At 46.6% G+C, this 25,183-nt stretch carries 22 protein-coding genes, 1 other RNA gene and 1 pseudogene; 14 read left to right on the top strand and 10 right to left on the bottom strand.

Features of this window, described 5'->3' with window-relative positions; translation table 11 throughout:
- Positions 1-55 precede the first annotated feature (55 nt).
- On the bottom strand, positions 56-2,650 hold the full coding sequence (locus KD147_RS15450) for a penicillin-binding protein 1A (protein WP_105253234.1): 2,595 nt from the start codon (positions 2,648-2,650) through the stop codon (positions 56-58).
- Positions 2,651-2,784: 134 nt separating this feature from the next.
- On the opposite strand from KD147_RS15450, the gene KD147_RS15445 reads away from it, so the two are divergent.
- From KD147_RS15445 to KD147_RS15425, 5 genes are read left to right on the top strand one after another with little or no spacing between them, the layout of a single operon-like run.
- The gene (locus KD147_RS15445; RefSeq protein WP_212548430.1) at positions 2,785-3,864 is read left to right on the top strand and encodes a pilus assembly protein PilM; all 1,080 of its coding nucleotides are present in this window, start codon (positions 2,785-2,787) and stop codon (positions 3,862-3,864) included.
- Complete coding sequence (locus KD147_RS15440) at positions 3,852-4,418, top strand: PilN domain-containing protein (RefSeq protein ID WP_212548429.1); 567 nt, start codon at positions 3,852-3,854, stop codon at positions 4,416-4,418. The genes KD147_RS15445 and KD147_RS15440 overlap by 13 nt, the downstream gene beginning before the upstream one ends.
- A complete protein-coding gene (locus tag KD147_RS15435) occupies positions 4,415-5,014 on the top strand; it encodes a type IV pilus inner membrane component PilO (protein WP_212548428.1) in 600 nt (199 codons plus the stop codon). The genes KD147_RS15440 and KD147_RS15435 overlap by 4 nt, the downstream gene beginning before the upstream one ends.
- Entirely contained in the window at positions 5,014-5,550 is a 537-nt protein-coding gene (locus KD147_RS15430; protein ID WP_212548427.1) for a pilus assembly protein PilP, read from the top strand. Before KD147_RS15435 ends, KD147_RS15430 begins: the two co-directional genes overlap by 1 nt.
- Positions 5,534-7,627 carry a type IV pilus secretin PilQ gene (locus tag KD147_RS15425; RefSeq protein WP_212548476.1) on the top strand — a complete coding sequence of 698 codons (2,094 nt, stop codon included), beginning with the start codon at positions 5,534-5,536 and terminating at the stop codon, positions 7,625-7,627. Before KD147_RS15430 ends, KD147_RS15425 begins: the two co-directional genes overlap by 17 nt.
- A 125-nt stretch (positions 7,628-7,752) precedes the next feature.
- Here the strand turns inward: KD147_RS15425 and dolP are convergent, their stop codons facing one another.
- Genes dolP through KD147_RS15405 form a run of 4 tightly spaced genes read right to left on the bottom strand, consistent with a single transcriptional unit; the run spans position 7,753 to position 11,167 of the window.
- The gene (gene dolP, locus KD147_RS15420) at positions 7,753-8,322 is read right to left on the bottom strand and encodes a division/outer membrane stress-associated lipid-binding lipoprotein (RefSeq protein ID WP_105253228.1); all 570 of its coding nucleotides are present in this window, start codon (positions 8,320-8,322) and stop codon (positions 7,753-7,755) included.
- The gene (locus tag KD147_RS15415) at positions 8,323-8,913 is read right to left on the bottom strand and encodes an SIS domain-containing protein (RefSeq protein WP_105253227.1); all 591 of its coding nucleotides are present in this window, start codon (positions 8,911-8,913) and stop codon (positions 8,323-8,325) included.
- Entirely contained in the window at positions 8,914-9,285 is a 372-nt protein-coding gene (locus tag KD147_RS15410) for a YraN family protein (RefSeq protein WP_105253226.1), read from the bottom strand. It abuts the gene before it with no gap.
- Positions 9,254-11,167, bottom strand: a complete 1,914-nt coding sequence (locus KD147_RS15405) for a penicillin-binding protein activator (protein ID WP_212548426.1) — start codon at positions 11,165-11,167, stop codon at positions 9,254-9,256. The genes KD147_RS15410 and KD147_RS15405 overlap by 32 nt, the downstream gene beginning before the upstream one ends.
- Positions 11,168-11,233: 66 nt before the next feature.
- Between KD147_RS15405 and rsmI the strand changes: the two genes are divergently transcribed.
- The 4 genes and pseudogenes from rsmI to KD147_RS15390 all read left to right on the top strand — a co-directional run bounded on the left by rsmI (position 11,234) and on the right by KD147_RS15390 (position 14,623).
- Positions 11,234-12,103 (top strand): 16S rRNA (cytidine(1402)-2'-O)-methyltransferase, encoded by an 870-nt coding sequence (rsmI, locus tag KD147_RS15400; protein WP_212548425.1) that lies wholly within the window; start codon positions 11,234-11,236, stop codon positions 12,101-12,103.
- 100 nt (positions 12,104-12,203) lie between these two features.
- Positions 12,204-12,560, top strand: an RNA gene (gene rnpB / locus KD147_RS15395) — RNase P RNA component class A.
- A gap of 218 nt (positions 12,561-12,778) precedes the next feature.
- A pseudogene (locus KD147_RS17070) lies at positions 12,779-12,988 on the top strand (DUF6538 domain-containing protein); the annotation flags it as partial.
- A gap of 108 nt (positions 12,989-13,096) precedes the next feature.
- Positions 13,097-14,623, top strand: a complete 1,527-nt coding sequence (locus KD147_RS15390; RefSeq protein ID WP_212548424.1) for a DUF3258 domain-containing protein — start codon at positions 13,097-13,099, stop codon at positions 14,621-14,623.
- A gap of 208 nt (positions 14,624-14,831) precedes the next feature.
- Here KD147_RS15390 and KD147_RS15385 read toward each other — a convergent pair whose 3' ends face one another.
- Entirely contained in the window at positions 14,832-15,242 is a 411-nt protein-coding gene (locus tag KD147_RS15385) for a hypothetical protein (protein ID WP_212548423.1), read from the bottom strand.
- A 215-nt stretch (positions 15,243-15,457) separates the two neighbouring features.
- On the opposite strand from KD147_RS15385, the gene KD147_RS15380 reads away from it, so the two are divergent.
- Together KD147_RS15380 and KD147_RS15375 are read left to right on the top strand one after the other, a co-directional pair.
- Positions 15,458-16,153: a hypothetical protein gene (locus KD147_RS15380; protein ID WP_212548422.1), complete on the top strand. Its 696-nt coding sequence runs from the start codon at positions 15,458-15,460 to the stop codon at positions 16,151-16,153.
- A gap of 55 nt (positions 16,154-16,208) precedes the next feature.
- Positions 16,209-16,634 (top strand): hypothetical protein, encoded by a 426-nt coding sequence (locus tag KD147_RS15375; protein WP_212548421.1) that lies wholly within the window; start codon positions 16,209-16,211, stop codon positions 16,632-16,634.
- 229 nt (positions 16,635-16,863) lie between these two features.
- Here the strand turns inward: KD147_RS15375 and KD147_RS15370 are convergent, their stop codons facing one another.
- Both KD147_RS15370 and KD147_RS15365 read right to left on the bottom strand, forming a co-directional pair.
- A complete protein-coding gene (locus KD147_RS15370; RefSeq protein WP_212548420.1) occupies positions 16,864-17,301 on the bottom strand; it encodes a DUF6641 family protein in 438 nt (145 codons plus the stop codon).
- 23 nt (positions 17,302-17,324) lie between these two features.
- On the bottom strand, positions 17,325-19,361 hold the full coding sequence (locus KD147_RS15365; protein WP_212548419.1) for an AAA family ATPase: 2,037 nt from the start codon (positions 19,359-19,361) through the stop codon (positions 17,325-17,327).
- Positions 19,362-19,690: 329 nt separating this feature from the next.
- On the opposite strand from KD147_RS15365, the gene KD147_RS15360 reads away from it, so the two are divergent.
- Positions 19,691-21,325 (top strand): GIY-YIG nuclease family protein, encoded by a 1,635-nt coding sequence (locus tag KD147_RS15360; RefSeq protein WP_212548418.1) that lies wholly within the window; start codon positions 19,691-19,693, stop codon positions 21,323-21,325.
- A 57-nt stretch (positions 21,326-21,382) separates the two neighbouring features.
- Here the strand turns inward: KD147_RS15360 and KD147_RS15355 are convergent, their stop codons facing one another.
- Entirely contained in the window at positions 21,383-21,643 is a 261-nt protein-coding gene (locus KD147_RS15355; protein WP_212548417.1) for a helix-turn-helix domain-containing protein, read from the bottom strand.
- Positions 21,644-21,792: 149 nt separating this feature from the next.
- Between KD147_RS15355 and KD147_RS15350 the strand changes: the two genes are divergently transcribed.
- Positions 21,793-23,253, top strand: a complete 1,461-nt coding sequence (locus KD147_RS15350; RefSeq protein WP_212548416.1) for a hypothetical protein — start codon at positions 21,793-21,795, stop codon at positions 23,251-23,253.
- 57 nt (positions 23,254-23,310) lie between these two features.
- On the top strand, positions 23,311-24,477 hold the full coding sequence (locus KD147_RS15345) for a hypothetical protein (RefSeq protein WP_212548415.1): 1,167 nt from the start codon (positions 23,311-23,313) through the stop codon (positions 24,475-24,477).
- A 597-nt stretch (positions 24,478-25,074) separates the two neighbouring features.
- Here KD147_RS15345 and KD147_RS15340 read toward each other — a convergent pair.
- Positions 25,075-25,183, bottom strand: a 109-nt coding sequence (locus KD147_RS15340; RefSeq protein WP_212547736.1) for an IS3 family transposase, incomplete at its 5' end; no start/stop codon positions are given.

Below are 25,183 nucleotides of genomic sequence, written 5' to 3'. Positions count from 1 at the left end.
CCCGGGTACTCGTTAAGAAATAAAAAAGCCAGCATTCGCTGGCTTTTTTTCTTAGTTAGAACAACTCATCCTCGGTGGGCAGGGCTTTTTCTCCCGGCGACTGAGTTTCAAAAAGTACCGGCGGGGCTTTTTCAACATAGCGGGTTGGCGCTGTGCCCTTAATGAAGTATTCAAAGCGACTTGTATGGTCATTGTTATGACTCAGTAGCCCGGTTTTCAGGTCAATGCGCACCGATTCTAATCCTTCGGGTGGCTCTATTGCCGCATAAGGCTGATCTTCAAGGGCGACGCGCATAAAGTCGATCCAAGCAGGCTGAGAGGTCTTAGCACCAGACTCGGCCCCAAAGATTTGACCGCGGTCGAGGTTATTGTTGTAGCTGGTTCGCCCCAATGGATTACCCGGGTTATCAAAACCAACCCAGACCGTGGTCATGACGTTGGCATTAAAGCCGCTAAACCAGGTATCGACGGAGTTGTTGGTGGTACCGGTTTTACCGGATAGGTCACGACGTTTTAATTTAGTGGCCCGCCAACCTGTGCCGTTCCAGCCGGTACCATGCTGCCAATCACCGCCACCCCAAATGGCGCTGTTCATGGCATCGGCAATTAAAAAGGCATTTTGCTCTGAAATCACCCGTGGTGCGCAGCTTGGAATCGCTTGCTGCTCTGGCATTGGGAGCTCATCGCTTTGCTGAGCGGCTGTTGCTTGGTCACTGGCGAGGATTTCATCCGTGGTTAATTCTTCGAGCTTGGCGAGCTCGGCAAACTCGGCCAGTACCTCGTTTTTGCGGCGCTGTTCATTGCTACAGGCAAGCAAGGGCTGAGCCTGGTAAAGCACCTCGTCTTCACTGGTAACTATGGAGCTAATAAAATAGGGTTCCACCAGGTGACCGCCATTGGCAAAGGCGCTCATACCGCGAGCTAATTCCAGCGGCGTTAATGAGGCACTGCCCAAGGCCAAGGTTTCATTGCGGGGAATATCCTCGTCCTTGAAGCCGAATTTAAGTAAATGATCGGCGGCGGTATCCACGCCCACACCGCGTATCAGGCGCACCGAGACCACGTTTTTAGACTGGGCCAGGGCACGGCGAACACGAATAGGGCCGACGTATTTCTCCGGGCTGTTTTTTGGCCGCCAGGCAACGCCCTGACTTTTATCCCAGTGATTGATAGGGGCATCGTTGATAATGGTGGCCAAGGAATAGCCGTGCTCTAAAGCTGCGGAATAGATAAAGGGTTTGATATTAGAACCCACCTGGCGTTTGGCTTGGACGGCGCGATTGTACTGGCTTTGCTCAAAGCTGTAGCCACCAACGATGGCCTTAATGCGGCCGTCCTTGGGATCGATTGACACCAGGGCGCTGGAAGCATCGGGAAGCTGTGCCAAGAGGGGCTGGCCGTCCTTATCGAAGCGGTACCAGATTTGCGCTCCTGGATTGAGAATATCGGCGGCCGTTTTTGGCGCAAAGCTCTGGCGCGACTGGGTGATAAAGGTGCGAGCCCACTTCAAGCCTTCCCAATCTATGCTCAGACGCTCATTATTTTTAGTCAATACGGTAATGGCTTGTTCTTCAACTGACATGACTACGCCGGCATGAAGGTCGGCCAGTGTATTAACGCCTTTTAAATGCTGCACTAATTCTTGTTCGCTGAGGGGCTCTTCACTGTCGTGTTGCCATAGGTAGGCCTCGGGGCCGCGATAACCATGGCGCATATCATAGGCATAGAGGTTGTCTCTAAGAGCTGTTTGCGCCGCCGCCTGCATGGTCGACTCTACCGAGGTATAGACCTTGATGCCGGAATTATAGGCTTGCTCGGTGCCGTACATGGCAACCAGTTCGGCCCGGGCCATCTCAGAAATATAAGGGGCATAGAGTTCAATCTCGGCACCATGGAAGGTGGCAGTGATCGGAGCACTTGTTGCTTCCTGATATTCAGAAGTACTGATATAACCTTCATCCAGCATGCGTGAGAGCACCACATTACGGCGCGCTTTGGCACGCTCCGGGTTGCGAATTGGGTTTAATGCCGAAGGTGCTTTAGGTAAACCTGCAATCATCGCCATTTGTGCTAGAGTTAATTCATCGAGTGATTTGCCATAATAAACTTGGGCCGCAGCACCAATACCAAAAGCGCGGTTTCCTAATTCTATTTTATTAAGGTAGAGCTCGAAAATTTCATCTTTGCTTAATAATTGCTCAATGTGGATGGCAATAAATATTTCTTTAACTTTGCGAATATATGCTTTTTCACGAGTTAAAAAGAAGTTTCGCGCTAATTGCATTGTAATAGTACTGGCCCCCTGGCGCTTTTCACCAGTGGATATTAGTACTAAAGCACTACGTACTATACCTATAGGGTCTATGCCGTAGTGTTCATAAAAGCGATTATCTTCGGTGGCCAGGAATGCTTTTCGAAGTGGTTCCGGGACGTCGTTGATTTTTACAGGGATTCGCCGCTTCTCACCAAACTGGTTGATCAGTTTGCCATCCCGCGTAAATACTTGCATTGGTGTTTGTAACTTTACATCTTTTAATACCGCTACGCTGGGGATGTCAGGCTTCACGTAAAGGTATAAAGCAACCAGAGTAATACAGCCCAGGAGGCCACATATGCAAAGGATTTGTAAAAATTTTTTGAATATTTTCACGGATAATTCCCTATTTGGACTCCCAATTGAGCGCAGAGGTTGCTAGTATATCTTGATTAGAAAGTGAATAAAATTTTTTCATCAATAATTTATAAGTCTATTATAATTATAAAAAAAGGTTTCACGTTGCTCTTATGTTAAATCGACTTCTCAAAAAGTCAGTGCCCGCCATGGTGGGCATCGACATCGGCTCACACTCTGTTAAAGCGGTGTTACTAACACAGCAGGACCAGGGTTATCGTCTCGATGCTGTTGCAATCGAACCTATGCCCAAAGGGGCTATGGCCGAGCGTAACATACAAGATATTGAGGCGATTGGCCGCGTAATCGCAAAACTTAGAAGACGCATTCCAAAGTCTATCAGTCACGCCGTTGTTGCCGTGTCTGGTCAGACGGTGATCACTAAGGTGATCTTTATGGATGTGGCATTAAGTGATGCTGAATTGGAATCGCAGATCGAAATCGAGGCGGATAGCTTAATCCCTTATCCCCTGGATGAAGTAAGCATTGATTTCGAAAAGCTCGACATCAACGAGGCTGACCCGTCAAAGGTCAACGTGTTGCTCTCGGCGGCGCGTACGGAAAGCGTGGAAGCGCGCTCCGGAGCGGTTGAGGCCGGTGGTTTCACACCCAAGGTCGTTGATGTTGAAACCTATGCTTTGAGCAGGAGTCTGGATGTGGCCTATGCCTCATTGCCAGAAGATGCCAAAGACAAGGTGGTGGCTTTGGTAGATATTGGTGCGGTGATGACCTTGGTCAGCGTGGTGCAAAAAGGCGAGACCATTTATACCCGAGACCAGGTGTTCGGTGGTGAGCAATATACCAACACCATCGTCTCCTACTACAACAAAAACTTTGACGAAGCCGAACGAGCTAAATGCACGGGCGATTTACCGCCTAACTACACCTTTGAGGTGTTGGCGCCGTTCCAAACCTCTTTGTTGCAGCAGGTTCGTCGCGCCGTGCAGATGTTTTTGACCACCAGTGGTAAAGACCAAGTGGACTACATTGTTCTATCTGGCGGTACGACCATGATCGATGGTTTGGATAGATTGCTTGTCGATGAATTGGGCATTCATACCGTTGTTGTTGACCCCTTTAAGAGCATGGAAATGGGTTCTCGCGTTGATCAGGAGCTGATTGACAAGCATAAAGCCCAATTCGCCGTCGCCACGGGTCTTGCATTGAGGAGCTTCTCAGCATGCCACATATAAATTTACTGCCTTGGCGTGAAGCCGCGCGGAAGGAAGCGCAACAGAACTTCGTTACCATCTTGGTAACGGTGATTGTGATTGCCTTTGTTTCTATGTTTGCGCTCAGTCAAGTCTATGGCGCCATGATCGATGGTCAGAATGTGCGTAACAACTTTCTAGTACGCGAAATTCAAGTACTGGATCAGCGTATCGCTGAAATTCGTGAGTTGGATAAGAAAAAAGAAAGCTTACAACAGCGTATGCGCCTGATTGAAGAGCTGCAAAGTAACCGTAACCTGGGTACGCGTATTATGGATGAAGTGGCGAAAATCGTTCCTTCCGGCGTTTACTTTACGACGCTCGAGCGTCGTGGTGATGCAATTCAAATTACGGGTAAGAGTGAGTCTAACAACCGTTTATCAACCATGATTCGTCAGGTTGAAGGCTCATACCTACTAGAGAGAGCATCCCTACAGGGCATCGTTGCCGGGGAAGAGCAGGCTCGTTTGTTGAGTGATTTCAATATGCAATTCAGTGTGAAGTCCTTCGATGAGATTGGCGAGGTGAAACAATGAGTTCAGGTTTTAAAGCCTTTAGTGATATCGAGTGGGGTGAGCTGGAGCTCGACAACATAGGCGAATGGCCCGCCCTGGTTAAGGGGTTGGTATGTGTCTTCGCTGCGGGTTTGGTGTTGTTCTTTAGCTACAAATTACTGGTGGAAGATAAAATCAGTAGCTATGAAAACGTACTAAATAAAGAAGTTGAGTTGCGCGACAGCTATCGTTTTAAGTATTCCAAAGCCAGTCGTCTCGAAATCTATAAGCAACAGATGCAAGAGATGGAAGAGAAATTCTCTCAGCTATTGAAGAAGTTGCCGACCTCGAATGAAACGCCTGGATTGCTGGATGACCTCTCCTATGTAGGTACAACCAGTGGCCTGACTTTTGTTAAGATCGGTTGGCTACCGGAGATCAAAAAAGAATTCTACACCGAGCTACCCATTAAGATTGAGGTTGAAGGAAGCTACCACGAATTTGGTGAGTTCGTTGGTAAGGTGGCGCAGCTACCGCGAATTATCAGCTTGCATGACTTTGAAATCGAAGCTACGGGTGATGACCAGCTAGTCTTTAGTGTGGTCGCTAAGACTTACCGTTATGAGGGGGATGAATAATGAAAAAACTCCTCGCAGTCGCCTCGTTAACACTGTTAGTGAGTGGGTGTTTTGATGACACGACCGAGCAAAAAGAGTTTATCAACCAAGTAAAAGCCAGTACGCAGCCCAAGGTGGAGCCAATTCCCGAAATTGCCCAGTTTGAGCATTTTGCTTACAGCGCATCCGACTTACGCAGCCCGTTTGTGGCGCCCAAGCCTGAGCTGATTCAGGATAAGTTGATTCAGGTGCAAAACTGCTTACACCCGGATCCACAGCGTAAGAAGGAGCCTTTGGAGCGTTATCCACTGGATAACCTGTCGATGAAAGGCACACTCGGTTCAGGGCCGCAAACTTGGGCCCTCGTCAAGGCATCAGATGACACCTTGCACCGAATTTCAAGAGGCAATTACGTTGGCTTGTATCACGGCAAAGTGACTCAGGTACGCAATAACTACATAGAATTATTAGAGTTAATCCCTGATGGAGCAGGATGTTGGAAAGAACGCCTGACCAAGCTAGAAATGTTGGAGGCAGGTGATGATTCCAGTTCATAAAAATCAAGGTAACAGCACAATGCAAAATAACGCATTCAAAATGAATCGTATCTATTCTTTGGTACTCGCAGTAGCTACCCTGTTTATGTCGAGTTTTGCGACCGCCGTACCCTTGTTGTACGACGTTCGTTACAACCCATTACTGGAAGGTGAAACTGAGGTTGAGTTTGTATTCGATGAGGAAATCTATATCGAACCACAAATTCAGGTATTCAGTGAGCCGGCGCGCATTGAGCTTTTCTTCGATGAGGCCGACTATGAGCAAAGCCTTGAAGAAGTACTGATCAATAAGGCCGGCGTAGAGAAGGTAACCAGCGAGTTCGTTAACGACGGCTTTAAGGTAACCGTATACCTAGACCGCCTGAAAATTTATCAGACGCGTATCGATAAGAACTTGTTCTATCTACACGTTTCCGATAACCCAACGCAAGATGCGTCGCAAACCATTGCCGAAGAAGACGAAGGTGCTAACTACATCAACCGTATTCAAGCCTTGGACTTCCGCCGCGGCGAAAAAGGTGAAGCGCGCGTATTGGTCTTCTTACAAGACAACATGGCCGCTATTGACGTGCAGGAGCAAGCTGGCAAGGTGATTGTAGAGTTCCATAGTACCGACATCATCGATGACCTACTCTATCAATTGGACGTCATGGACTTCGGTACTGTGGTGAGCATGGTAGAAACCTTTAAAGAAGGGTCTAACAGTCGCATCGAAATCGACACCACAGACGCGTTTGATTACAACTATCAGCAGCTCGACAACATCTTTACCATTACGTTGGAAAAAGATGAGTCGAAACGTAGCTTCCTAGGCAATGGTAAGGACTACCAAGGTCGCCCCATGTCGCTGAACTTCCAAGATATCTCTATCCGTGCGGTGCTACAGATCATTGCCGACTACAATGGTTTTAACCTGGTAGTAAGTGATTCGGTAGCGGGTAACATCACACTACGTTTAGACGGTGTGCCTTGGGACCAAGCCCTTGATATGGTTTTGCGAGTGAAAGGTCTGGATAAGCGCATGGAAGGTTCGATTCTAATGGTTGCACCAACCGAAGAATTAGCCGCGCGTGAAGCCAAAGAGCTAAAAGCCAAGCAACAAGTTGAAGATCTGGAGCCGCTATACAGCGAGTATATTCAACTTAACTATGCTAAGGCACAAGAGTTTGCCGACTTATTGCAAACAGATGTTAACAGTATTCTTTCGAGCCGCGGTAGCGTGTCGGTTGACGCTCGTACCAACACCTTGTTAATCAAGGATACGGCTAAGAGCATCGAAAACGTGCGTCGAATGATTGAAACTCTGGACGTGGCGGTGAAGCAGGTTGTTATCGAGTCACGCATGGTAACGGTACGCGATAACGTACAAGAAGACCTGGGTATACGTTGGGGCTTTAGTGACCAAGGTGGTGACACCGGTGTGTCGGGTAACCTGATTGGTGCGACCGATGCTGCTAATGGTATCGTACCAAGCATTACCGACCGTTTGAATGTGAATCTACCGGTAGCCAACCCAGCGGGCAGCATTGGTATGCATGTGGCTAAGCTTGCCGATGGTACCTTGATTGACCTTGAACTGTCGGCCCTGGAGCAAGAAAATAAGGGTGAGATCATCGCCAGTCCGCGTATTACTACCGCTAACCAGAAAAAGGCCCGCATCGAGCAGGGTACTGAAATCCCTTATGTGCAGTCGGCCTCAAGTGGTGCGACTACGGTGACCTTTAAAAAGGCGGTACTAAGCCTGGAAGTGACTCCGCATATCACGCCTGATAACAAGGTTATCCTTGACCTAGCTATCACTCAGGATACCCGAGGCGATACGGTAGATACACCAACGGGTCCGGCGGTCGCCATCGATACTCAGCGCATCGAGACTCAGGTACTGGTTGAAAACGGTCAAACCGTGGTGCTAGGTGGTATTTACCAGCAGCAGATCATCAACTCGGCTCGTAAGGTACCGCTACTAGGCGACGTCCCTTACCTGGGCGCGCTATTCCGCTCAACCAGTGAGCGTAATGAGAAGCGTGAGCTACTTATCTTCGTAACACCGAAGATCATGGTAGAGAGCTCTCTGTAACTCTATCGAGATAGAAAAAGCCACTCTTAAGAGTGGCTTTTTTATGCCCGCTATTTAGCGTTAGTCATTAAAAAGGCCACTTTATTTAAGGTGGCCTTTTAATATAGCGAATATTGTAGGGGTTGTTAGATGTACTCGAACACCTTAATAACGCGCTCAACGCCGGAGATGTTGCGAGCAATTTGCACCGCACGTTCGGCTTCGGCTTTACTGACCAGGCCCATTAAGAAAACCTCGGCATTCTCCGTGACCACCTTAATATTGTTACCACTTACATCATCGGCCGCCAGCAGCTGGGTTTTTACCTTAGAGGTCAGCCAGGTATCGTGACTGTGTGTACTGATGCTTGTTGGTGAGCCAAGGCGCAACTGATTATGCAGACGACGTAAGCCATCGGCGCTCTCTGCGGCACTTTGTGCTTGCGACTTCATTTGCTCGTTAGGCACCTGGCCAAGTAACAAGACGATACCGTTATAGCTGACCACGGTGACATTGGCATCGTCGCGCTGACCAATGCGTTCTTTAATGGCTAAGGTGGCCTTTATTTCAATGTTATTGTCGTCTATCTGACTGCCTATGGTACGGCGGTCATTAGCGGCGGTCACCGCCCCGGCGGTGCCTGCCACCACGGCGGCTGCACACCCTTGCAGTAATAAACTACCGACTAACACGGCGACAAGGCTTTTATTATTCATTTAGTTTTCTCCCTGAGGAAACAGTGTCATGTCAACGAGCTCACTAAGACAGTGTAGATTGACAAGGTGTGATTCTAAAATACGGCTTGGACGTTTGGCGGGAATGCGAATCTCCACGTCATTGGCGCTCAGTAGCCCAGCTAGCTCGCCGCCGTCGTCACCCACCAGGGCAATCACCGTCATATCCTTGGTAAGTGCCGCTTCTACGGCGCTGATCACCGCTTTTTCGTTACCATTAATGGCGAGTACCAGCAGCAAGTCGCCTTGCTCACCAAGCGCCCGTATTTGCCTTGCATAAATATCCCGGCTGCGGGTGCTGCTCGGCTGTGGGCTTAGGTTTAATGCTTGTGGCGATAAAGATATAGCCGGCAAACAAGGGCGTTCTGTTTCGAAAAAGTTGACCAGCAAGGCAGCAAAATGGTCGCTCAACATATGGCAGCTGGAAGCGCCACAGCAGAGTAGTTTATTGCCATTGATCAGCGCTTGGGCGATGCTAAGAGACGCCGATTCCAAAACCCCGGGTAAGACTTCCCCCGCGGCAATTTGCGCTTGGATGCTTTCGGTAAAAAGCTCTTTAATTTGTTCCTGCATTTATAATACGTTTTTTATCCAGTGAAATTGGGGTGCCGATTGGCCTTCAATCGCCACATAGTCGGCACGAAGTATACAGTGCGCCAAGTCATGTTTTTGTACGTAATGGGCGATGGTGCGCCTAAGTCGTTGCTGTTTGCGCTCCGTTAGGGCGTAAAGTGCACCGCCAAACCCTTGCTGACGGCGAAACTTAACCTCGACAAATACCCAGGTTAGCCCGTCTTTCATGATCAGGTCTAACTCGCCGAAACGACAATTATAATTACGAGCGACCGGCGTTAAGCCTTGCTTCTGCAAATAGTCCTGGGCCAGGAGCTCGTAATGCTGTCCTTTTGCTCTGCTATTGCGCCATTCCTTCGGTTGCCAAAACATCGCTTGCTTCCTCTTGCTGCTCTTGCTTTAACAGCGGCGTTGGGCTGATATGCTCAAGATTCACCGGGGCAATTTGCCGCGATTGATAATGTGCCCACGCCAGATGACGTACCACCTCGCCCTCGCTGTTAACGCTTAATTGTCCTGTTAATCCGGGTAGGCTTTTACCCGGGAGCATGCTCAACTGGCGCAGTTCGGGGATCACGGTTACGGCATCGTAACCCATGGCAAACAGGCGCTGTTCTATGTCTGCTTGATTCGGCCACAGACCTTGAACCGTTTCTTTAAGTTGGCGGTTGGCCATGTTATTTAAGCCAGTCGTCGGTAGCATCCAGGGGAGCTCGGTAAAGTATAAGCCGTTTAAGTCCCGTTTGTCGGTGCTATCAATTTGGGTGCTATGGCTTTTTGAGCTGGCATACAGAGGGATGCGGTCGACAAAGGTGCTGACGTTGACGTCCAAATAGGGTTTTAACAAGCGAGTTTGAGTGGCGTCGGCAAGTAGGTAAATCACATCAATGTCCCGGCGTGAGCGGGTTTCGCTCTCTACCTTTTGCTTAAACAGGCTTTCGATTAGCTCAATGCGCGCCTCACTTTGACCCACCTCTAGGATGTCGGTGATCACCTGTTCCATTTCTTTGTTGTTATCGAACAAGCCAACCAAGGGGGCTTGTTCGTTATAGCGTAGCCACTGATTGCTGAAATATTCGCTTAGGCGCGTACCCGAGCGATCATTGCTGGCTAAAATAAGCGGCTTTTTAAAGCCTTGAGCCATAAAGTGCTGCAGTGCTTGATCCAGCTCGTGCTCAGGCGCCAGGGCAAAATAAAAGTGTTGCGATGACTGGCGCAGGTAATCGCTACGGTTTAAGTAGATGCTGGGAATGCCTTCAAGCAGCGCTTGTTGTTCAAAGCGGTTGATGTTGCCTTTTACCAGGGGGCCGATGGCAAAGTCGATATTGTGAGCGCTGATGGTGGCTTGAATATCTTCGTTGCTAAGGTTGGCGTCAATAAAATACACATCGGCAAACTGATGTTTGTCCAGCGCGGCAATCACCCCGTTTTTTACGGCTTCGCCCAGGGCACGGTTGCCACCGCTGAGGGGGAGGAAAACACCCAGATTGGCCACCTTGTAGGGTTCAACCTGCATTAACTGAGCTACTTTTTCGTCCAAGGCAAAGCTAGCCGGGTGATTGGGGTTGCGACGTTGCCAATTATTGGAGGCGCTATGCAATTCGACAGGTTGGCCGAGGTAAAGTTGTTTTATTAACGCCAGTTGTATCCAGCCTTGCTGAATACTGGAACCGTTATTGAAGCTTTGTAACTGCCCCGTAGTCAGCCCCTGCAGGCTTTGCCAAAGTAGGGGGTTCACCTCGGTATTGTCAAGCTCGTAGCGGTCCGCCGCTTCCGAGGCGCGCAGTAAAAAAGGGACGGCTTGAAGATCTAAGCGCATATGGGCATAGGTTGCGCCCTGCACTAATTGATGCCAGTAAAAATGTTCTGGGGTACTAAGTTGTGACTGTACCGAAGCAGAATCGCGTAAGGCGTTATTAAGGTTACCTAATTTTATTTGGGCATAGGCGCGGATCAACAAGGCCTGGACATGCCAGCGCGGATGCTTCTTCAGCAGGGTATCGCTGATACTTTGTAAGATTTGCCAATCCTGCTCGGCAAGGGCTTGTTCCTGTGCTGCCACCAATTTAAATCGCTGCTGGTCACCATTTAATTCCAGCGCCTGCTCATAGAGCTGCTGTGCCGACAAGACCTCGGGCTGTTCCGGGGCACTGATATTTGTCGCGGGATTTACATTTTCTTGGGGCTTTTGTGTTGTGCTGCAGGCTGATAAGCCCGACAATAGCACTAAACCAGCAATCGATTTGAGTCGCACAGTCTTTGTGTTCCAATTGGCCATAGTGTGATTCGCTTATCTTACTGACTGATGCAGGAGAGCTCAATGTCCAATGCGGATATTTCAACCGATCATCCCCACACAAACGCCGGCACCCTATATATAGTTGCCACGCCCATAGGAAATTTAGATGATATCAGCGAGCGTGCTATCAAAACCCTAGCCGAGGTCGACTTAATCGCGGCTGAAGACACACGCCATACCGCCAAGTTGCTATCTCATTTGGGGATCACTAAGCGCACCATGGCCCTGCACGACCATAACGAAAAACAAAAAGCACAGCAAGTTCTGCAATGGTTGGAAGAAGGGCTCAATGTCGCTCTGGTCAGTGATGCCGGTACGCCGCTTATCAGTGACCCCGGTTATGCTCTGGTGAGTCTATGTCGCGCCAGCGGTGCGCGCGTTACACCCATTCCCGGAGCCTGTGCCGCCATTGCTGCGGTTAGTTGCTCGGGATTACCAACGGATAAATTCCAGTTTGTTGGTTTTTTACCGGCCAAAAGCAAGGCCCGTCAGGAGTTCTATTCACAGGCCCATGACAGCGGCATCACTAGCATAATGTATGAAAGCACGCACAGGATCATGGCCAGTTTGGACGATTTACAACAGGCTTTGGGCGCGCAGCAACAGGTGGTGTTGGCAAAAGAACTGACGAAAAGCTTTGAAACTTTTTTCAGCGGCACAGTGGTTGAGCTGATCGCCTTCCTGGAAGAGGACCCTGCCCGCCAAAAGGGAGAAATTGTCCTTATGCTGCCGGGTAAGGTGGCGGATAAAACCACGATCGATCCCGAGGCTATTCGCCTTATTGAGTTATTAAAAGCAGATATGCCCCTGAAAAAGGCCTGCGCCGTTGCCGCCGATTATTTTGGTTTAAAGAAAAACGCATTATATAAAAGCATGTTGGAGCAGCAGTAGGCCAAAGGCCTGATGCCGTTATCGCTTAACAGTAAACGCCGTGGCCTGTTAGCCGAACAATGACGCTGGCTAGTTAGGAGTAAATAGGTATAATAGCGCCCGAGTCGGCTAGATAATCGCTGCCTGTGACGAAAATGATCAGGGGGAGGAAAGTCCGGGCTCCACAGGGCAGGGTGCCAGTTAACGGCTGGGGGGCGCAAGCCTACGACAAGTGCAGCAGAGAGAAGACCGCCTAAGTCCTTCGGGACCGGTAAGGGTGAAAGGGTGCGGTAAGAGCGCACCGGGCCACTGGTAACAGTTGGTTGCAAGGTAAACTCCACCCGGAGCAAGACCAAATAGGGTTCCTTATGGTGTGGCCCACATCGGAACCGGGTAGGTTGCTTGAACCTTGGAGCGATCCAAGGTCTAGACGAATGATTATCCACGACAGAACCCGGCTTACAGGCTGTCTCATCAATTTTAGTAACCGCTTGATTTGCTTATGTAGATCAAGCGGTTTTCTAAAATTCTTCTTCATTACATAGCAAATCCATGTACCCGCTGGTACACGGTTTTCAACTTCAAATCGCTGATCTCAGCGTAACAACTGCATCTCAAAAAATTCCTAAGGTATTGATTTAGGTAGCTTTGCTTGCCTGATAGCATTCTTGCTAACAGTCTGATTTTTCAAGTTTAATGCCCGATTTTAACGGTACATGGTTTGGTACACGGCACTTGAAATCGGCATTGGTTAGTGAGGTGTATATGCGCGCAGTAGCAGGGTGCCAATATTTATATCGCCGTAAGGCTACGTATTACCTTAGGGTCAAAATACCTAAGCGACTAGGCGTACGGGAAATAAGGCTGTGCCTTAGGACGCACAAACTAGAGGTGGCCTTGGTATTGGTGCAGCGCCTTAAGCCACTCATTTCACAGCTAAAGGGGCTTGTTATTCGGTCTAGGGCGTTAGACACTAGCTCCATAAGCCAGCAGCTCGACCAAATAAAATACGCCATGCAAAAGCAGTTAACCATAGCCGATATAGACCCAATGATAGCCAAACTGGAACAAGGTTTCAGTGATGGTGGCCACGCCGTTAATGCCTTAGGCGATAAGTCGATACTGGAACTGGATGACCGATTCAAGGAGTTGTTCGTCCACATGGCGGATAGCGACTCCAATGACGAGCGGGTTAATCGCTTCGCTGAGGTGCTGAAAGGCTTGTCGGACGACGAAAGGTGGTCCTTCCTAGAATCCATGTCCTCGGTTATGAAGGTGTTTTCACGGATGGAGGACGAACCATTAGAAGGCGAGGGGATACCACAACAGGCAAATGAACTGTTGGCCGAACATGGCTTTGCTATTGAGCCTAATAGCCTGCCTTACCGAGTCCTGTTGAGTAAGCTTAAGGCCAGCAATGCCGTACGGGATGAGTTATTGGCATCCATTTTCAATGAAGACTTCCTAGGAGAGAGAGAAGTCCAAGGCTTATTAACCAAAGCCCCCGAGCCTATGGTGGTTGCGCCTGTGGTTGAGGTGGAAGAGGAACCAAAGGGTCCACTGTTTTCGGAGGTCTATGCCGAATTCCTCGAATTTAAGATCAAGAAGGAAAAACTAACCGAGAAAATACAGAAGGATTATGAACGGTTTCACACCGTATGGCAGATAGTGATGGATGACAGGCCTATCGACCAATATAAGCCTAAGGACATTGGACGGTTTGTAGATAGGTGCTTTGAACTGCCCCGTATGAACATCGCGCCCTACAACAAAATGACATGGCAAGAACGGTTGGAGTGTGAAGTACCTGAAGATGATGTTACTTCACCGAAGTCGGTGCAACAGTTTTATAAATGGGCTCAGTCGGTTTTCGCCTACGCCAAAAGGGACACGGTGGATTACATCAGTGTGTCACCTTGCTCCATCAAGCGTGACTTTACATCGAATACCCGTGGCGCGTTTTCAGATTTAGAGCTAAACCACTTTCTTAATGCCGCCATGACAGAGCGCCAGCCTTGGAAGAAGTGGATTATTCAGCTTGGCATATACACAGGGGCGCGACTTGGTGAGCTGGCCCAGTTAAGGAAGTCAGATATTCGGTATGATGAGGAAACCAAGCGCCATTACTTCCTGATCACTGACGAGCATAAGGATCAAAAGTTAAAAACGGACAATGCCAAACGCAAGATACCAATGCACAAGGCCTTAATGGCGAGTGGTTTCCTGGAATATGTGACGGCATGTGACCAAAAGGTATTTGAAGAGCTGGATAAGTCGGTGAAGGTAACGGGCTGGATGCCTAGGCTGATGGAGTCCATCGGTGTTCCAACCTTCAATGAATTAGGCCATAAGCGATCATTCCACAGTTTCCGTCACACCTTTATTACCAAGCTGATGAACGACGGTGTGCCAGTGAACAACCTTCAACAAGTGGTGGGCCATGAGATCAGTTCCTTTGGCATCACCAGCAACTATACCCATAAGGCCACGAGTATTAAGAATCTTGTTGAGGTGGTGGATGCTTTTGGAGTTGGGGGCTAGGAAGCGACATTAAAAAGCTATTGTCGCAGTTGAGAATGGCTTCCTCTCTAAGACGCCTTTCGAGCTATTCAGATAGTCAGCAGAGAGCGAAGTGGACGTTCATTCTGTCACTGTAAATACTGTTTATTTCCCCCACAACTGTAAAGTTTCTTCCATTGTCAGGAAAACGACCCAATCGCTCGATATTAAATTGTTAAGTATATAGCCCTCAAACAGGTTGAGGACCATTTACGATTTTACTTATAGTGCTTTGTTGAACGCCATATTGAGATGCCAATTGAACTTGGTTGTAGCGCCCAGAATGATAAAAATGATAGATCTCTTTTTTTGCTTGATCACTTAGTCGAGAAGTTGGGAATTGCACGTTTGCAAGCTGTACTAGCTGGTTATAAGCATTGATGTGCCTATTTAAGTTTTCTCTGCATCTGTTCAATTCAAGCATTAAAGTCGAATACTGTATGGCATCCTCTTCAGTTTTCATATTACTTTGGAGCATTCGAACTTGTGCTTCGTAAGTATTGTAGTGATGCTGCAATTCAGTAATCGCTTGTTTCGAGCGAGCCAACTCTTCGCGAGTAATTTGCTGTTGTTGCTGTTGGATAATTGGTTCAAAATGCATCTACTGGCACCTTTGGAATAAATGGAATATGGAAAGAATATGAGAATATTCCATTTATTCCAAGTTTTTTGTGCATTAGTGTAACTATATGCTTAACAAGAGAGCTTTGACCAAGAGATGCAAAACAGCAAGCTTGCATTCTTTTGTCGCTGATTTTGCCCGCTATTTTGCGGCGGTTAAGCCAGCGTTAGCTCCCCAAAATTCTGGAGAAATAGATGGCCCAAGTAAGGCCTGAAACTTACAAAGCTATAAATGAAAACGACATGGATCATGATCCATTTAGTGACGTGGCTAGGAAAGCTAAGAGGAATCTTTTAGCTGCTGGTTTTATATGTATTCTAATTTCAGTGTTAAATTTGCAAATTAGTGGTTTTCTTGGTCTCAAAGCAACCAACATGAATCTGGGCAATGATCTTGCCCAGGGGCTAGCTTTCTTCATTACGCTCTATTTCTTTTTGTCTTTTGCTTTTCATGCATATATCGATTACTCCGCATGGAATTTTAGCCGGGAAAAGCAACAAACGAAGCCGTATTATGATTTAGTCCATCTCATCGAAAGCCAAGTCAGTGTAACTGGCGAGCAAATAAAAAATGCAACTAATAAGCTTGATGCCTTATGCCACGAAGTAAGTATGCAGGCACAAATCGAAGTGTCTAAAGAAGTAAAAAGTGCTCGACAGCAACTAGAATCAATTAATTCATCGCTATCCTCAGTAATTGATGAGGTGACACCTTTAATTCATAGCTGGCGAACTACCATTGGAAAGATGGATAACCTATCCCGTCGTCTCAAAGCTCGCTTTTTAAGTCTCTGGGTATTAGATATATTGTTTCCAATAATTCTAGCCATTGTGGCAATGTATAAAAGTTATTCTGGGGTGTCGGTGCTAGTATGCAAAGTTATGAGCTAATAAATTACTTGCACTTCGCTCCGGCAATTTGCTCCTTACAAAGCGTGAGGCGTCTATGAAGATCAAAGTACCAACACTCGAAGAATTTCTAAGTCATGATGGCCTTCACTATAAAAATCTTTGGCGAGAGGTCGGAGATAGTTGGATTTGCCCGTCATGCAAAAGAAGCAAGTACGAGGTTATGCGGTGGGCTAAGAGATTTCCAAATAGCTCCAATGCTTTTTGGGGCTGGGTTGCGCCTCTTCATAGACATCATGATCATTCAGCACCATACATGAGTAATCAAGGTAGATTCCCCATGACTGCCATCTGCGATCAATGTAATTCGTCAGATGGGGCAGCTAAAAGAAAACTGAGGCTTCCTAAGGACTTTTCGTTTTCACCTCAGGAAATTGGGTGCTTCGTCAATGCAACCCCACATGGGAAGCATGAGATAGACTATGAAATGGCGAAAGCAATTTATGATTCGCTCCACATTTAACAAGCGGCTGTATTTTGCTCCAGGCCAAAGGCCCACCTCCAGGCGTTATTGACTGAACTCACAGCACAAAGCAGCCATTGGCTTGTATTGTTTAATCAAAAAGTGCACTAAAAGCGGCGAATCAATTATATGCCTTACATGCTTATGCTATAGGTTGATGTGTCACTTCTCATTGGTGGTGCTCTTGTATACGCCAAGGCCTATCGTTTGGCCTTGGCTGGGGGAGGGTTTAGGCTTTGTTGATTGGTAGGTTACTGGAGACCACCTCAAGCGCCTTATCCAGTTCACCATTGGCGGTGGCATCGATCACAGTTTCTATTACTGTTGGTAGGTTTTCCTTATCACCAACCTCAATGGCGTGGTTGCCTTTGGATAGTTCCAATGGCTTGTTGGCGAACCTCACCTCCAAATAATATTGGCCGTTACGGCTGTAAAACCAAGGGCTGACCTTCTTGGCGACTTTGACTTTCTCCTGTTGTCCCGTTTCCTCATTCTTCTGCCACTTCTCCTTGTAACAGGTGTAGCTCTCGCCGTTTACCATAGCCGTTGCCATTTCCAGTTGGATTTGGAGGCGGCTGATTAGCTTTTCACGGCGTTTGGCCTCAGGTGTAGTGCTTTTCTCGGGGCGTGAAACGGCCTTGAGTGAACTCAATATTGATTTAGTCATGGTATTTACCTTTTGGTTTGTGGTTACTTTACAAAGCCGATAGGCCTTGTGGTTTGCTTGTGATTGGATTCAGTAATGAGAATGTTTAAGCAGTCTTGGGCGGATAGCTTAGTTGTCGAAAATTGCTGTCTGCGTTTGATGATCGCAAAATCGCCGACAGCGATGTTTTTAAGATTTTCTAGCTGCTGTAGCTGTGAATTTGTAATCTGAGAGCGCCCACACGCTTCTCTGAAGAGCTTTATGACTTGATCTGATGTTAGATAGTCAAACACTAGCTTGAAGTCTGTGCGTCTCATTAGAGCTGAATCTAAGTGCTTCTCGAAATTTGTTGCAAAGAACAGTGGATATTCGAAACAATCGATCTGTGTAAGTAGTTCGTTAACTTGCTGTATTTCAAAGTTCTGAGAAGCTCCAGACCTATCTGCCAGCAGGCTGTCCACCTCATCTATGAAGATGATCGCCTGTTGCTCGGTGGCCTGTTTAAAAATCTTCGCGATGTTCTGCTCTGAGCCTCCCACGTATTTATCGAGAATATCGCTACACCGGACGGTGATGAGTTCCAGATTGGCTATCTTAGCAAGATGGTGAGCCAAGGCTGTTTTACCGCCGCCGGAGACTCCTGTGAATAAGCAGCGAACACCACCATGCTGCTGTATGGCTTGTTCTATGTCCGCCAAAGCCTTGCTGCCTCCTTTGATATTTAGGTTCTCAAGTGAAAACGTCATTTGTGGTTTGTAGGTGGCGGCATTCGTTTTAAAGCCGCTGGCTTGGTGGACTTCGGTAATAAGGCTATCCACCAACGCCTCAGCCTGTTTACCTTGGCGGCCTATGGTTTGGCATATAAAGGCTGCATTGGCGATATTGGCAGGGGTGACATTCTCCTTGGTGGCAAGCTGTGCTTTGAATGGCTTACTTAGCCTTAGGCCTTTGGTGGTTTTGGCGATAATGCCTTCCATCACGCGGTTATCTGGCACGAAAATGTGTTTTACAAAGTTAAACCGCCTAAGCACACTGGCAGGGATGTCTTCTACCGAATTAACGACCCAAATGCACGGCACCGTGTTGGCTTCGAGCGTGGCATGTAGGTTATCTTTGCCGCCGGATGCTCGGTGGTTGAAGACCTGCTGGACTAGTATATCCTCGGCCTCATCCAGCATGAGTAACGACTTCTCATCATGGCTGACAATACGTTGTATCAGTTGGTGGTGCTGAAGCCTAAGGTTAGAGCTAAGTTTCTCTTGTTCATAATCGATTTCCCGCTGTTGGACGTTATCACCCAAGGCTTTAATTGCGATAAGAGAAGCGCCTAAGGTGTCAGCCAACAAGCGGCACAGGGTTGATTTGCCCGTGCCAGGTTCACCCCACAGAAGTAGGTTGACCCCTTGAATGGAGTGGTTTAACGCGATATCAAGGAAGGCGGTTAAATCCTCTAAATCAAGGTGTTCAAAATCACTTAAGCCTAAGGTTGATGGTGGTTGTATCTGTACCAATGGCTCAATTAACTCAGTGTAGCTTGCCACCTTTTCACCCACTAACTTTTCCACCAAGGCATGAGGGATACCCGATTGGTCTAGTTGAAGGTACTGTGAACCTCGGACAAGGCCAGTTTCCACCAAGGCAAGGTTAATGTTAATGAGTGCCTCTTCAGTGATACCAATCATATGAGAAAACATCGAGTTGATATGAATGTCCGAAGGTAGGCAGCAGTGTATCCATTCGTAAAGGCCACCGTTTACCTTAAGCACCACCATCAGCTTAATCACCTTCCAGCTATTGGCAGGTAGCTGTAAGCCATGTTCAAACACTCGGCAGTTATGGCCTAGGTCACAGCCTTTGGTAACAGATAACCTTTGGTGTAGGTGGTGGATTAGGTTGTCGAAGTCTTCATTTTGCCCCGTGAACTTAAAGGAGGTGCCACAGATACTTTTAATGGTGGCGCCTTTGACCGCTATTAAGTCAGTCGAGTCAATAAAGCCAGATGTCATCGCTCGATATGTATAGCCCGTGGCGTAGGACTGATACATATTAGAGGGCAGTAGTTTATTATATAAGCGAGTCATACTGCCTCCATCAGCTGAAGGCAATATTGCTGTAAGTGTATGATTAGCATAATTGATACCCTGTTTCTTTTAATCCAAGGTATCAGGAAGACTTAAGCGGTTTTAGGGTGAGCCTTGGCCGTGTGTAGGCAGCGAGTATAGCTTGGAGAACATTGTGTAACGTTCATTAAGTACAGTTTCAGGTTGGTAACCAAATTAACTGCATTCGCTCTTTAGTAGAGAACTTGTTATAGCTTAAGTGCCGATATATCTTAAGTCTTACAGTCGAACTTTTATAAAATGTAAAAATGACGGATAACCCTGTTGGATATATATATAAGGCCACCTGCGTGCCAACAGGTAAAGCTTACATAGGCTTAACTACTATCTCAGTGAGCGAAAGGTGGAGGCTGCACATTATTCATGCTAACGCAGCTCAGAACCCTGTTGGAATAAAAGCGGCTATTCTCAAACATGGTTCCGACGCATTTAAGGTTGAGCAAGTTGATGTTGCTTACTCAATTGCAGAGCTAGTCAGAAAAGAAATTGATGCTATCCAAATTCATCTAACAAGAGCCCCACTCGGGTATAACCTCACAGATGGTGGTGAATTATCAACTGGTACACCTATTGTTGTAAGTGGTATAGAGTATCCAAGTATTACCAAAGCCGCAGAGTCGTTTGATCTTCCTTATAAGCTGGTCTGGAGTAGGCTGGTCAAAGCGAAATGGAGTATTTTAGAAGCATTCGGACTTGCTCCACCTCCAAGATTACATAAAAACTCAATTACAATTCACGGCGAGACTTTCGAAAGCCAATCAGAGCTTGCAAAGGCATACAACATATCTGACAAAGCACTATGGGCAAGGCTCAACCTTGGGTGGTCCATTGAAGAGGCCGTTGGTATTGAACCTTCTCCCATGAGCTATGAGTTGAATGGTAAGTTCTACATTAGTAGAGCCGAGGCTGCTCGGCAACACGGGCTTGAGCCGCATGTTGTGCATCATCGCCTTAAGAGAGGGTGGACCGTAAAGCAGGCTTTTGGATTGGGACCAGCTCCAAAGTCTATTGTTATAGGTGGAATGTCATTCGATAACTTCGCTTTGGCTTGCTCTCATTTTGATGTTAATTACGAGACCGCTACTTCAAGGTTGAGTCGGGGTTGGACATATGATCAAGCATTGAACATATCACGGCCGCCACGGGAGACCTCAGTTACACTTGGTGAAGTGACTTACCCAAGCATCTCAGCAGCTTCAAAAGCTTATGATCTTCCGGAGAAGGTGGTACGTTGGCGAATATCAAACGGTTGGTCAATGGAGCAAGCCTTTGAGTTGCAAGTCCCCCCTAAGACAATTAGTTTTGGGACTATCATTACAATAGAGGGAATAGAATACCCGAGTATTTCTGAGGCAACTCGCTCATATGGACTTAACTATGAAACAATTAAGCAAAGGCTTCAGAGGGGCTGGACACCCGAACAAGCATTCGAACTAGAATTTCCCCCCGAGTGTAAATTAAGCAACGCTAACCCGACAGAGGTAGATGGTATTGTTTATCCAAGCTTTTCGGAAGCGGCCAGATTATGCGGCCTTTCACCAAGCACTGTGAGAAAGCGTTTGAAAGATGGTTGGACCAAAAATGAAGCTTTTGGATTAGAAGCAAAGAACAATTATTTAGGGCCGATTGCATTTGAGTTTGAGGGGCGGAGCTTTTCGAGCTTGAGGCAAGCCGCAGAGTATTACGGTATTGACAATAGTGTTGCACAGCAAAGAAAAAATAATGGTTGGACAGTAGAGCAAATTCTTAAAACACCGTCCAAATCAAGTAAAATTGCTGTAACAGTTAATAACAAGTCTTTTAAATCTATCTCTGATGCCGCAAGGTATTTTGGGATTAGACCAAAGCTAGTGCACAGTCGTATAAGTAAAGGTTGGTCTGTTCAAAGTGCACTCACAACGCCTACCTGTACAACTAAAAAGTGAAAGTTCAACGGTTGTTGCAATCTAGAACGAGTAGGCGACGAAATTTCTTAGTTGAGATTATTCGTCGGGTTGATAGCTACAGATGATTTCGGCAAGCTCATCTTCTTCACAGTAGAAATAGGCCGTAGGCACGTTAAGCACTATCGCTATACTTTTTACCATACTAAAATCGGGCGCATGAACCCCTTTTTCATACTGGTTCATGCGGGCACTTGCCGAACCTTCATCAATACCAGCTTCGATACCTAGCTTCTCTTGAGTATATTTTGCTCTCTCCCTTGCTTCCTTTAACCGCTTGGGGAACGGGCTTTTGGACATATTCAGTATCTCTTTGATTCTTCATAACTCATCTAAGAGATTCTTAGTTTTTCCATTGACTTATTTACTAAGGAGTACTTAGTATTTGTTCGAGCTAAGTATTCCTTAGTTAAAGTAACCGTTTAATAATTCCATTGAGGGAACCTAATATGAGCGCCAAATGGAAAGCTATCGCCATTATCACTTTATCCACCTCGACATTCATTGCCGAAGCCACCACTGTAACCTGTAGTCACCTAGAGAAAAGTTCTTACCTTGATCCAAAAGCATACCAACCGAACCGGATCAGAAGTCCATTCGGAAGTTGGTCGACAGGATTGGTTGATGAAATTGAGAAAAGGTTTCAGGAGTGCCTGTCCGAATACACGCAAAAGCACGGTGCTGAGGGCTTCAAAACGCAAAAACTGGTGAAACAACAAGCCTATTTTGAGACCGTTAAGGCTGAGATAAAAGCCAACATTCAAGCCCGTCAATTTGCCGATGAGTACAAGGGAAAAGGTGGCAAGTTGATGGATAATTTAGAGCGCACCTTGAACCAATATGGTATCCAGTATGATAGTGGCAATGGCTTTAGAAACAAAAAGCTACCAATCGAGCGTGACAGCATTTCTTCAATGGCCGCTACAGGGCTTGGCAACAAGCAACCTCAGGCGTTGACCGAGGGAGCAATTGAAGACATTCGTGAGCAAATATCACAACTGTCAGAGTGGGAAAAGGCAGTAACTTCCTTGACGCAATCGGGCAATGCGGACATGAAGGATATGTTGACTTACAGCGACAGGGAGTTGCTTACTAAAATCTCAAACGTATCTCAGCAGTTTAACAGCTACTTAAAGGATACGCGTTACGAGCCTTATTTGGCTGTATTCAATGAATATGCGACAAAGCTGAACAAACAAATTAACCCCTTTATCGACCAACACGCCAAGGGCCAGCTTGATTTACAGACCATAATGCAATCACCGAACTGGCGCGCACAGCTCCCCAATGAATTCGAACTGGAATCGATCTTAGAAGCCTTAATGCGAAGTGGCGAGATGCTCGAAAATCGAGGGCTACCAGCTGAGAATATTAACCAGGTGAGGGCCATTTTAGCTGAAGCTCGGTCTACTAAAACCAAATTCTTGGCTGCGCATGAGTCTATTCAAAAATCCGTAGACGAAAATAACCGCCAGATAGTTCAAGCCGAAGAGCGTGCGAAGGAAAATAGCAGGCAATACGCTGTTGCAGCGCAATCGAGTGAAGCGGCCCAAAGCCTTCGAGACCTTGGGTATCCTGATGCGATGTTCTCGTTTGGACAGTATGGCAACCCGATAGACAGCACATATGCTGTAGTGCATTGCCTGTCTAGTCACTTTGGTGGGCATGAGGTCGAAAAAAATGGTAAGGCAATCGAGATATCGTTTGGCAAAAAAGGGCTGTTCAGCTTGGATACCCAGTATGTGTTGAGACTTAGCTTTGTAACCGCCTACGGAACTCAACAATATGTCATCGTTGATACGGCCGAGCCTAACAACCCTGCAACTCAAGATGGTATGAGCAAAATCATCGGCCTAGCCCAAAAAATAAAGAGCTGTGGCTCGTCATCAGGCATCAGCCTGATCAATTAAGATAAATTTTAAAGCAGGAAATGGATGTATGAGTTCTTATTATATTAGGAGTTGGTCGTGAGTTATAAATCATCTTTAAGAACAGCAGAAGTCGGGTTGATTGCTTTAGCTTTCGGCATTGTATGCTTCTTTATGGGCGGCGTACTCTTTATGAGTGATCCAACGCCTTTACCCAGTGTGATTAAGCGTTTCTTATCGCGTCATCAGGAATTCATAGAGACGGCTGAGTTGCTCGTGATGATTACAGGAAATTTGATTGTGATTTTGGGGGCATTTCTGATCGACTTTGGATTTAAGTTCCTATTCTCTAAAAAATACAAAGAAGCGTTTGTAAGTGTTTCTGGCTCGGGGTTATCAATCCCAAATTTTCTTACAGGTGAGCAAGTTACCATTCCTAGTAGTGCAGTGATAGGGATAGACGAATTTAATAAGAACATTCACATTCGTTATTGGGCTGATAAAGAAGAATGTTCAATTGGCTTTCCTCTTTTCCTTCTGAAAGAACCTGATGGTTTTATTCCTGCATCCAAGGAGCTGAGCTTAGATCAGGCTAACGCGGATAGGAAAACGGAGTCTCAAAATCAGGATTTGTACTCTGTTGTATTTGGAAAAGAGAATGCCGTTAAAGATCGCTTAGCAAGTCAGCTAACGCTTATCGCGAAGCTAGTTAAACGGCCATTGAATGTGATTCAACAAGAATACTCAGATGGGTCAGTGGTGATTCGAAAATCGCTTTCCAAAGAGAAATCGTTAAAGCTGAAAGCGGGGCTCAAGAAGTATCAGATAGATGCAAGTATCGTTGCCGAAGGCCGTGACAGTCAGGAAGCTGAGGAACCTGTAGTAAAGCCTCGGTTGCTAACAGCCCCAAGCTTCCCTGTTGTTGTTACGCTTGGCATTATTCCTGGTGGCTTGGTGTTGTGGCTTTTAATCAATCGATTTTTGCGCAGCCAACACGGGCGTAAAGCGGCCTTGCAGCCTACCGCACTGCTTGTTGCTGTTGTGGTGGAAATGCTGGTCTATGAAACAGTTGAAGGTGGTACAACCGATATAGTGATTGGTTTAATTATGTTGTCGTCTTTCATCTTTATTTCTTTCAGTGTAAAACGCACGCTCGAAAGTGAGTTTGGAAGAAAGCTAAGCACAATCAAGACAATTCTGTTTAGCTTAATTTACGTGAATTACAAAACGAACCAGTTTATTGCTGAAGAACAGGCGCGGAGCTAAGGCTGCTAAGCTTGCTGTAAGTAGGAAGTGTGAGCATTGGCGGCAAGTAAATCACTACATTTACACCCTATTCCGGCTTCTGGTGTGAGGAACGGTGAAAAGGAAGAGTTGAGAGTCTCAACTCTTCAATTTGCGCTAGTATGATGGGTAACTGGTAAATAACTATAATACTTACATGTACATATGATTAAACCTCTCCTTGTGCTTGCTTGTGTGTCTAACACTTAGCTTCTTAAGGGGAACCATTGTAGAGATGCTACTTACCTGCTTTAACCACTCAGATTTGATGGCATTCATTTTAATTACCGGTACTAGGTATGGCTTAATTGCTTGCCTGATCTTAGCTCTTTCATATTTGTCATGCTTTCTTAAAAATGGTGTCAGCCCCATCGCTTGTATAGCCATCAATTCATAGCGCCCTAAACAACCATTGCGCTTAATTTTGCTTAAGTTGTATGACTTTATGCTATTAAACTTGTTTAAGTAGTCATGGTCGGAGATAAACTTATTCAGCGGTACTTTTAGCTTGCCAAGCCTTAATTCCGCTCTGGTAGATTCATCTGATTGAAATTTAAAGCCTGAATCGCCACCGCTAATCTAGACACGTTTCAGCCGTTCTTGGTAACGGTTCTCATACTCTACTGGTGATAGCAAATCATTGGAACCATGTTTTCGTTTGCTATTATAAAACATCTCTATGTAATCA

The sequence above is a fragment of the Pseudoalteromonas sp. BDTF-M6 genome, from assembly GCF_018334135.1.
Taxonomy (GTDB): Bacteria; Pseudomonadota; Gammaproteobacteria; order Enterobacterales; family Alteromonadaceae; genus Pseudoalteromonas.
This window is presented reverse-complemented; position numbering and strand designations above follow the sequence as displayed.

Excerpts from the sequence above, each read along its gene's own strand:
- KD147_RS15445 (WP_212548430.1), top strand. The coding sequence starts at position 2,785 with ATGTTAAATCGACTTCTCAAAAAGTCAGTGCCCGCCATGGTGGGCATC.
- KD147_RS15440 (WP_212548429.1), top strand. The coding sequence starts at position 3,852 with ATGCCACATATAAATTTACTGCCTTGGCGTGAAGCCGCGCGGAAGGAA.
- KD147_RS15435 (WP_212548428.1), top strand. The coding sequence starts at position 4,415 with ATGAGTTCAGGTTTTAAAGCCTTTAGTGATATCGAGTGGGGTGAGCTG.
- KD147_RS15430 (WP_212548427.1), top strand. The coding sequence starts at position 5,014 with ATGAAAAAACTCCTCGCAGTCGCCTCGTTAACACTGTTAGTGAGTGGG.
- KD147_RS15425 (WP_212548476.1), top strand. The coding sequence starts at position 5,534 with ATGATTCCAGTTCATAAAAATCAAGGTAACAGCACAATGCAAAATAAC.
- dolP (WP_105253228.1), bottom strand. The coding sequence starts at position 8,322 with ATGAATAATAAAAGCCTTGTCGCCGTGTTAGTCGGTAGTTTATTACTG.
- KD147_RS15415 (WP_105253227.1), bottom strand. The coding sequence starts at position 8,913 with ATGCAGGAACAAATTAAAGAGCTTTTTACCGAAAGCATCCAAGCGCAA.
- KD147_RS15410 (WP_105253226.1), bottom strand. The coding sequence starts at position 9,285 with ATGTTTTGGCAACCGAAGGAATGGCGCAATAGCAGAGCAAAAGGACAG.
- rsmI (WP_212548425.1), top strand. The coding sequence starts at position 11,234 with ATGTCCAATGCGGATATTTCAACCGATCATCCCCACACAAACGCCGGC.
- KD147_RS15390 (WP_212548424.1), top strand. The coding sequence starts at position 13,097 with ATGCAAAAGCAGTTAACCATAGCCGATATAGACCCAATGATAGCCAAA.
- KD147_RS15385 (WP_212548423.1), bottom strand. The coding sequence starts at position 15,242 with ATGCATTTTGAACCAATTATCCAACAGCAACAACAGCAAATTACTCGC.
- KD147_RS15380 (WP_212548422.1), top strand. The coding sequence starts at position 15,458 with ATGGCCCAAGTAAGGCCTGAAACTTACAAAGCTATAAATGAAAACGAC.
- KD147_RS15375 (WP_212548421.1), top strand. The coding sequence starts at position 16,209 with ATGAAGATCAAAGTACCAACACTCGAAGAATTTCTAAGTCATGATGGC.
- KD147_RS15370 (WP_212548420.1), bottom strand. The coding sequence starts at position 17,301 with ATGACTAAATCAATATTGAGTTCACTCAAGGCCGTTTCACGCCCCGAG.
- KD147_RS15365 (WP_212548419.1), bottom strand. The coding sequence starts at position 19,361 with ATGACTCGCTTATATAATAAACTACTGCCCTCTAATATGTATCAGTCC.
- KD147_RS15355 (WP_212548417.1), bottom strand. The coding sequence starts at position 21,643 with ATGTCCAAAAGCCCGTTCCCCAAGCGGTTAAAGGAAGCAAGGGAGAGA.
- KD147_RS15350 (WP_212548416.1), top strand. The coding sequence starts at position 21,793 with ATGAGCGCCAAATGGAAAGCTATCGCCATTATCACTTTATCCACCTCG.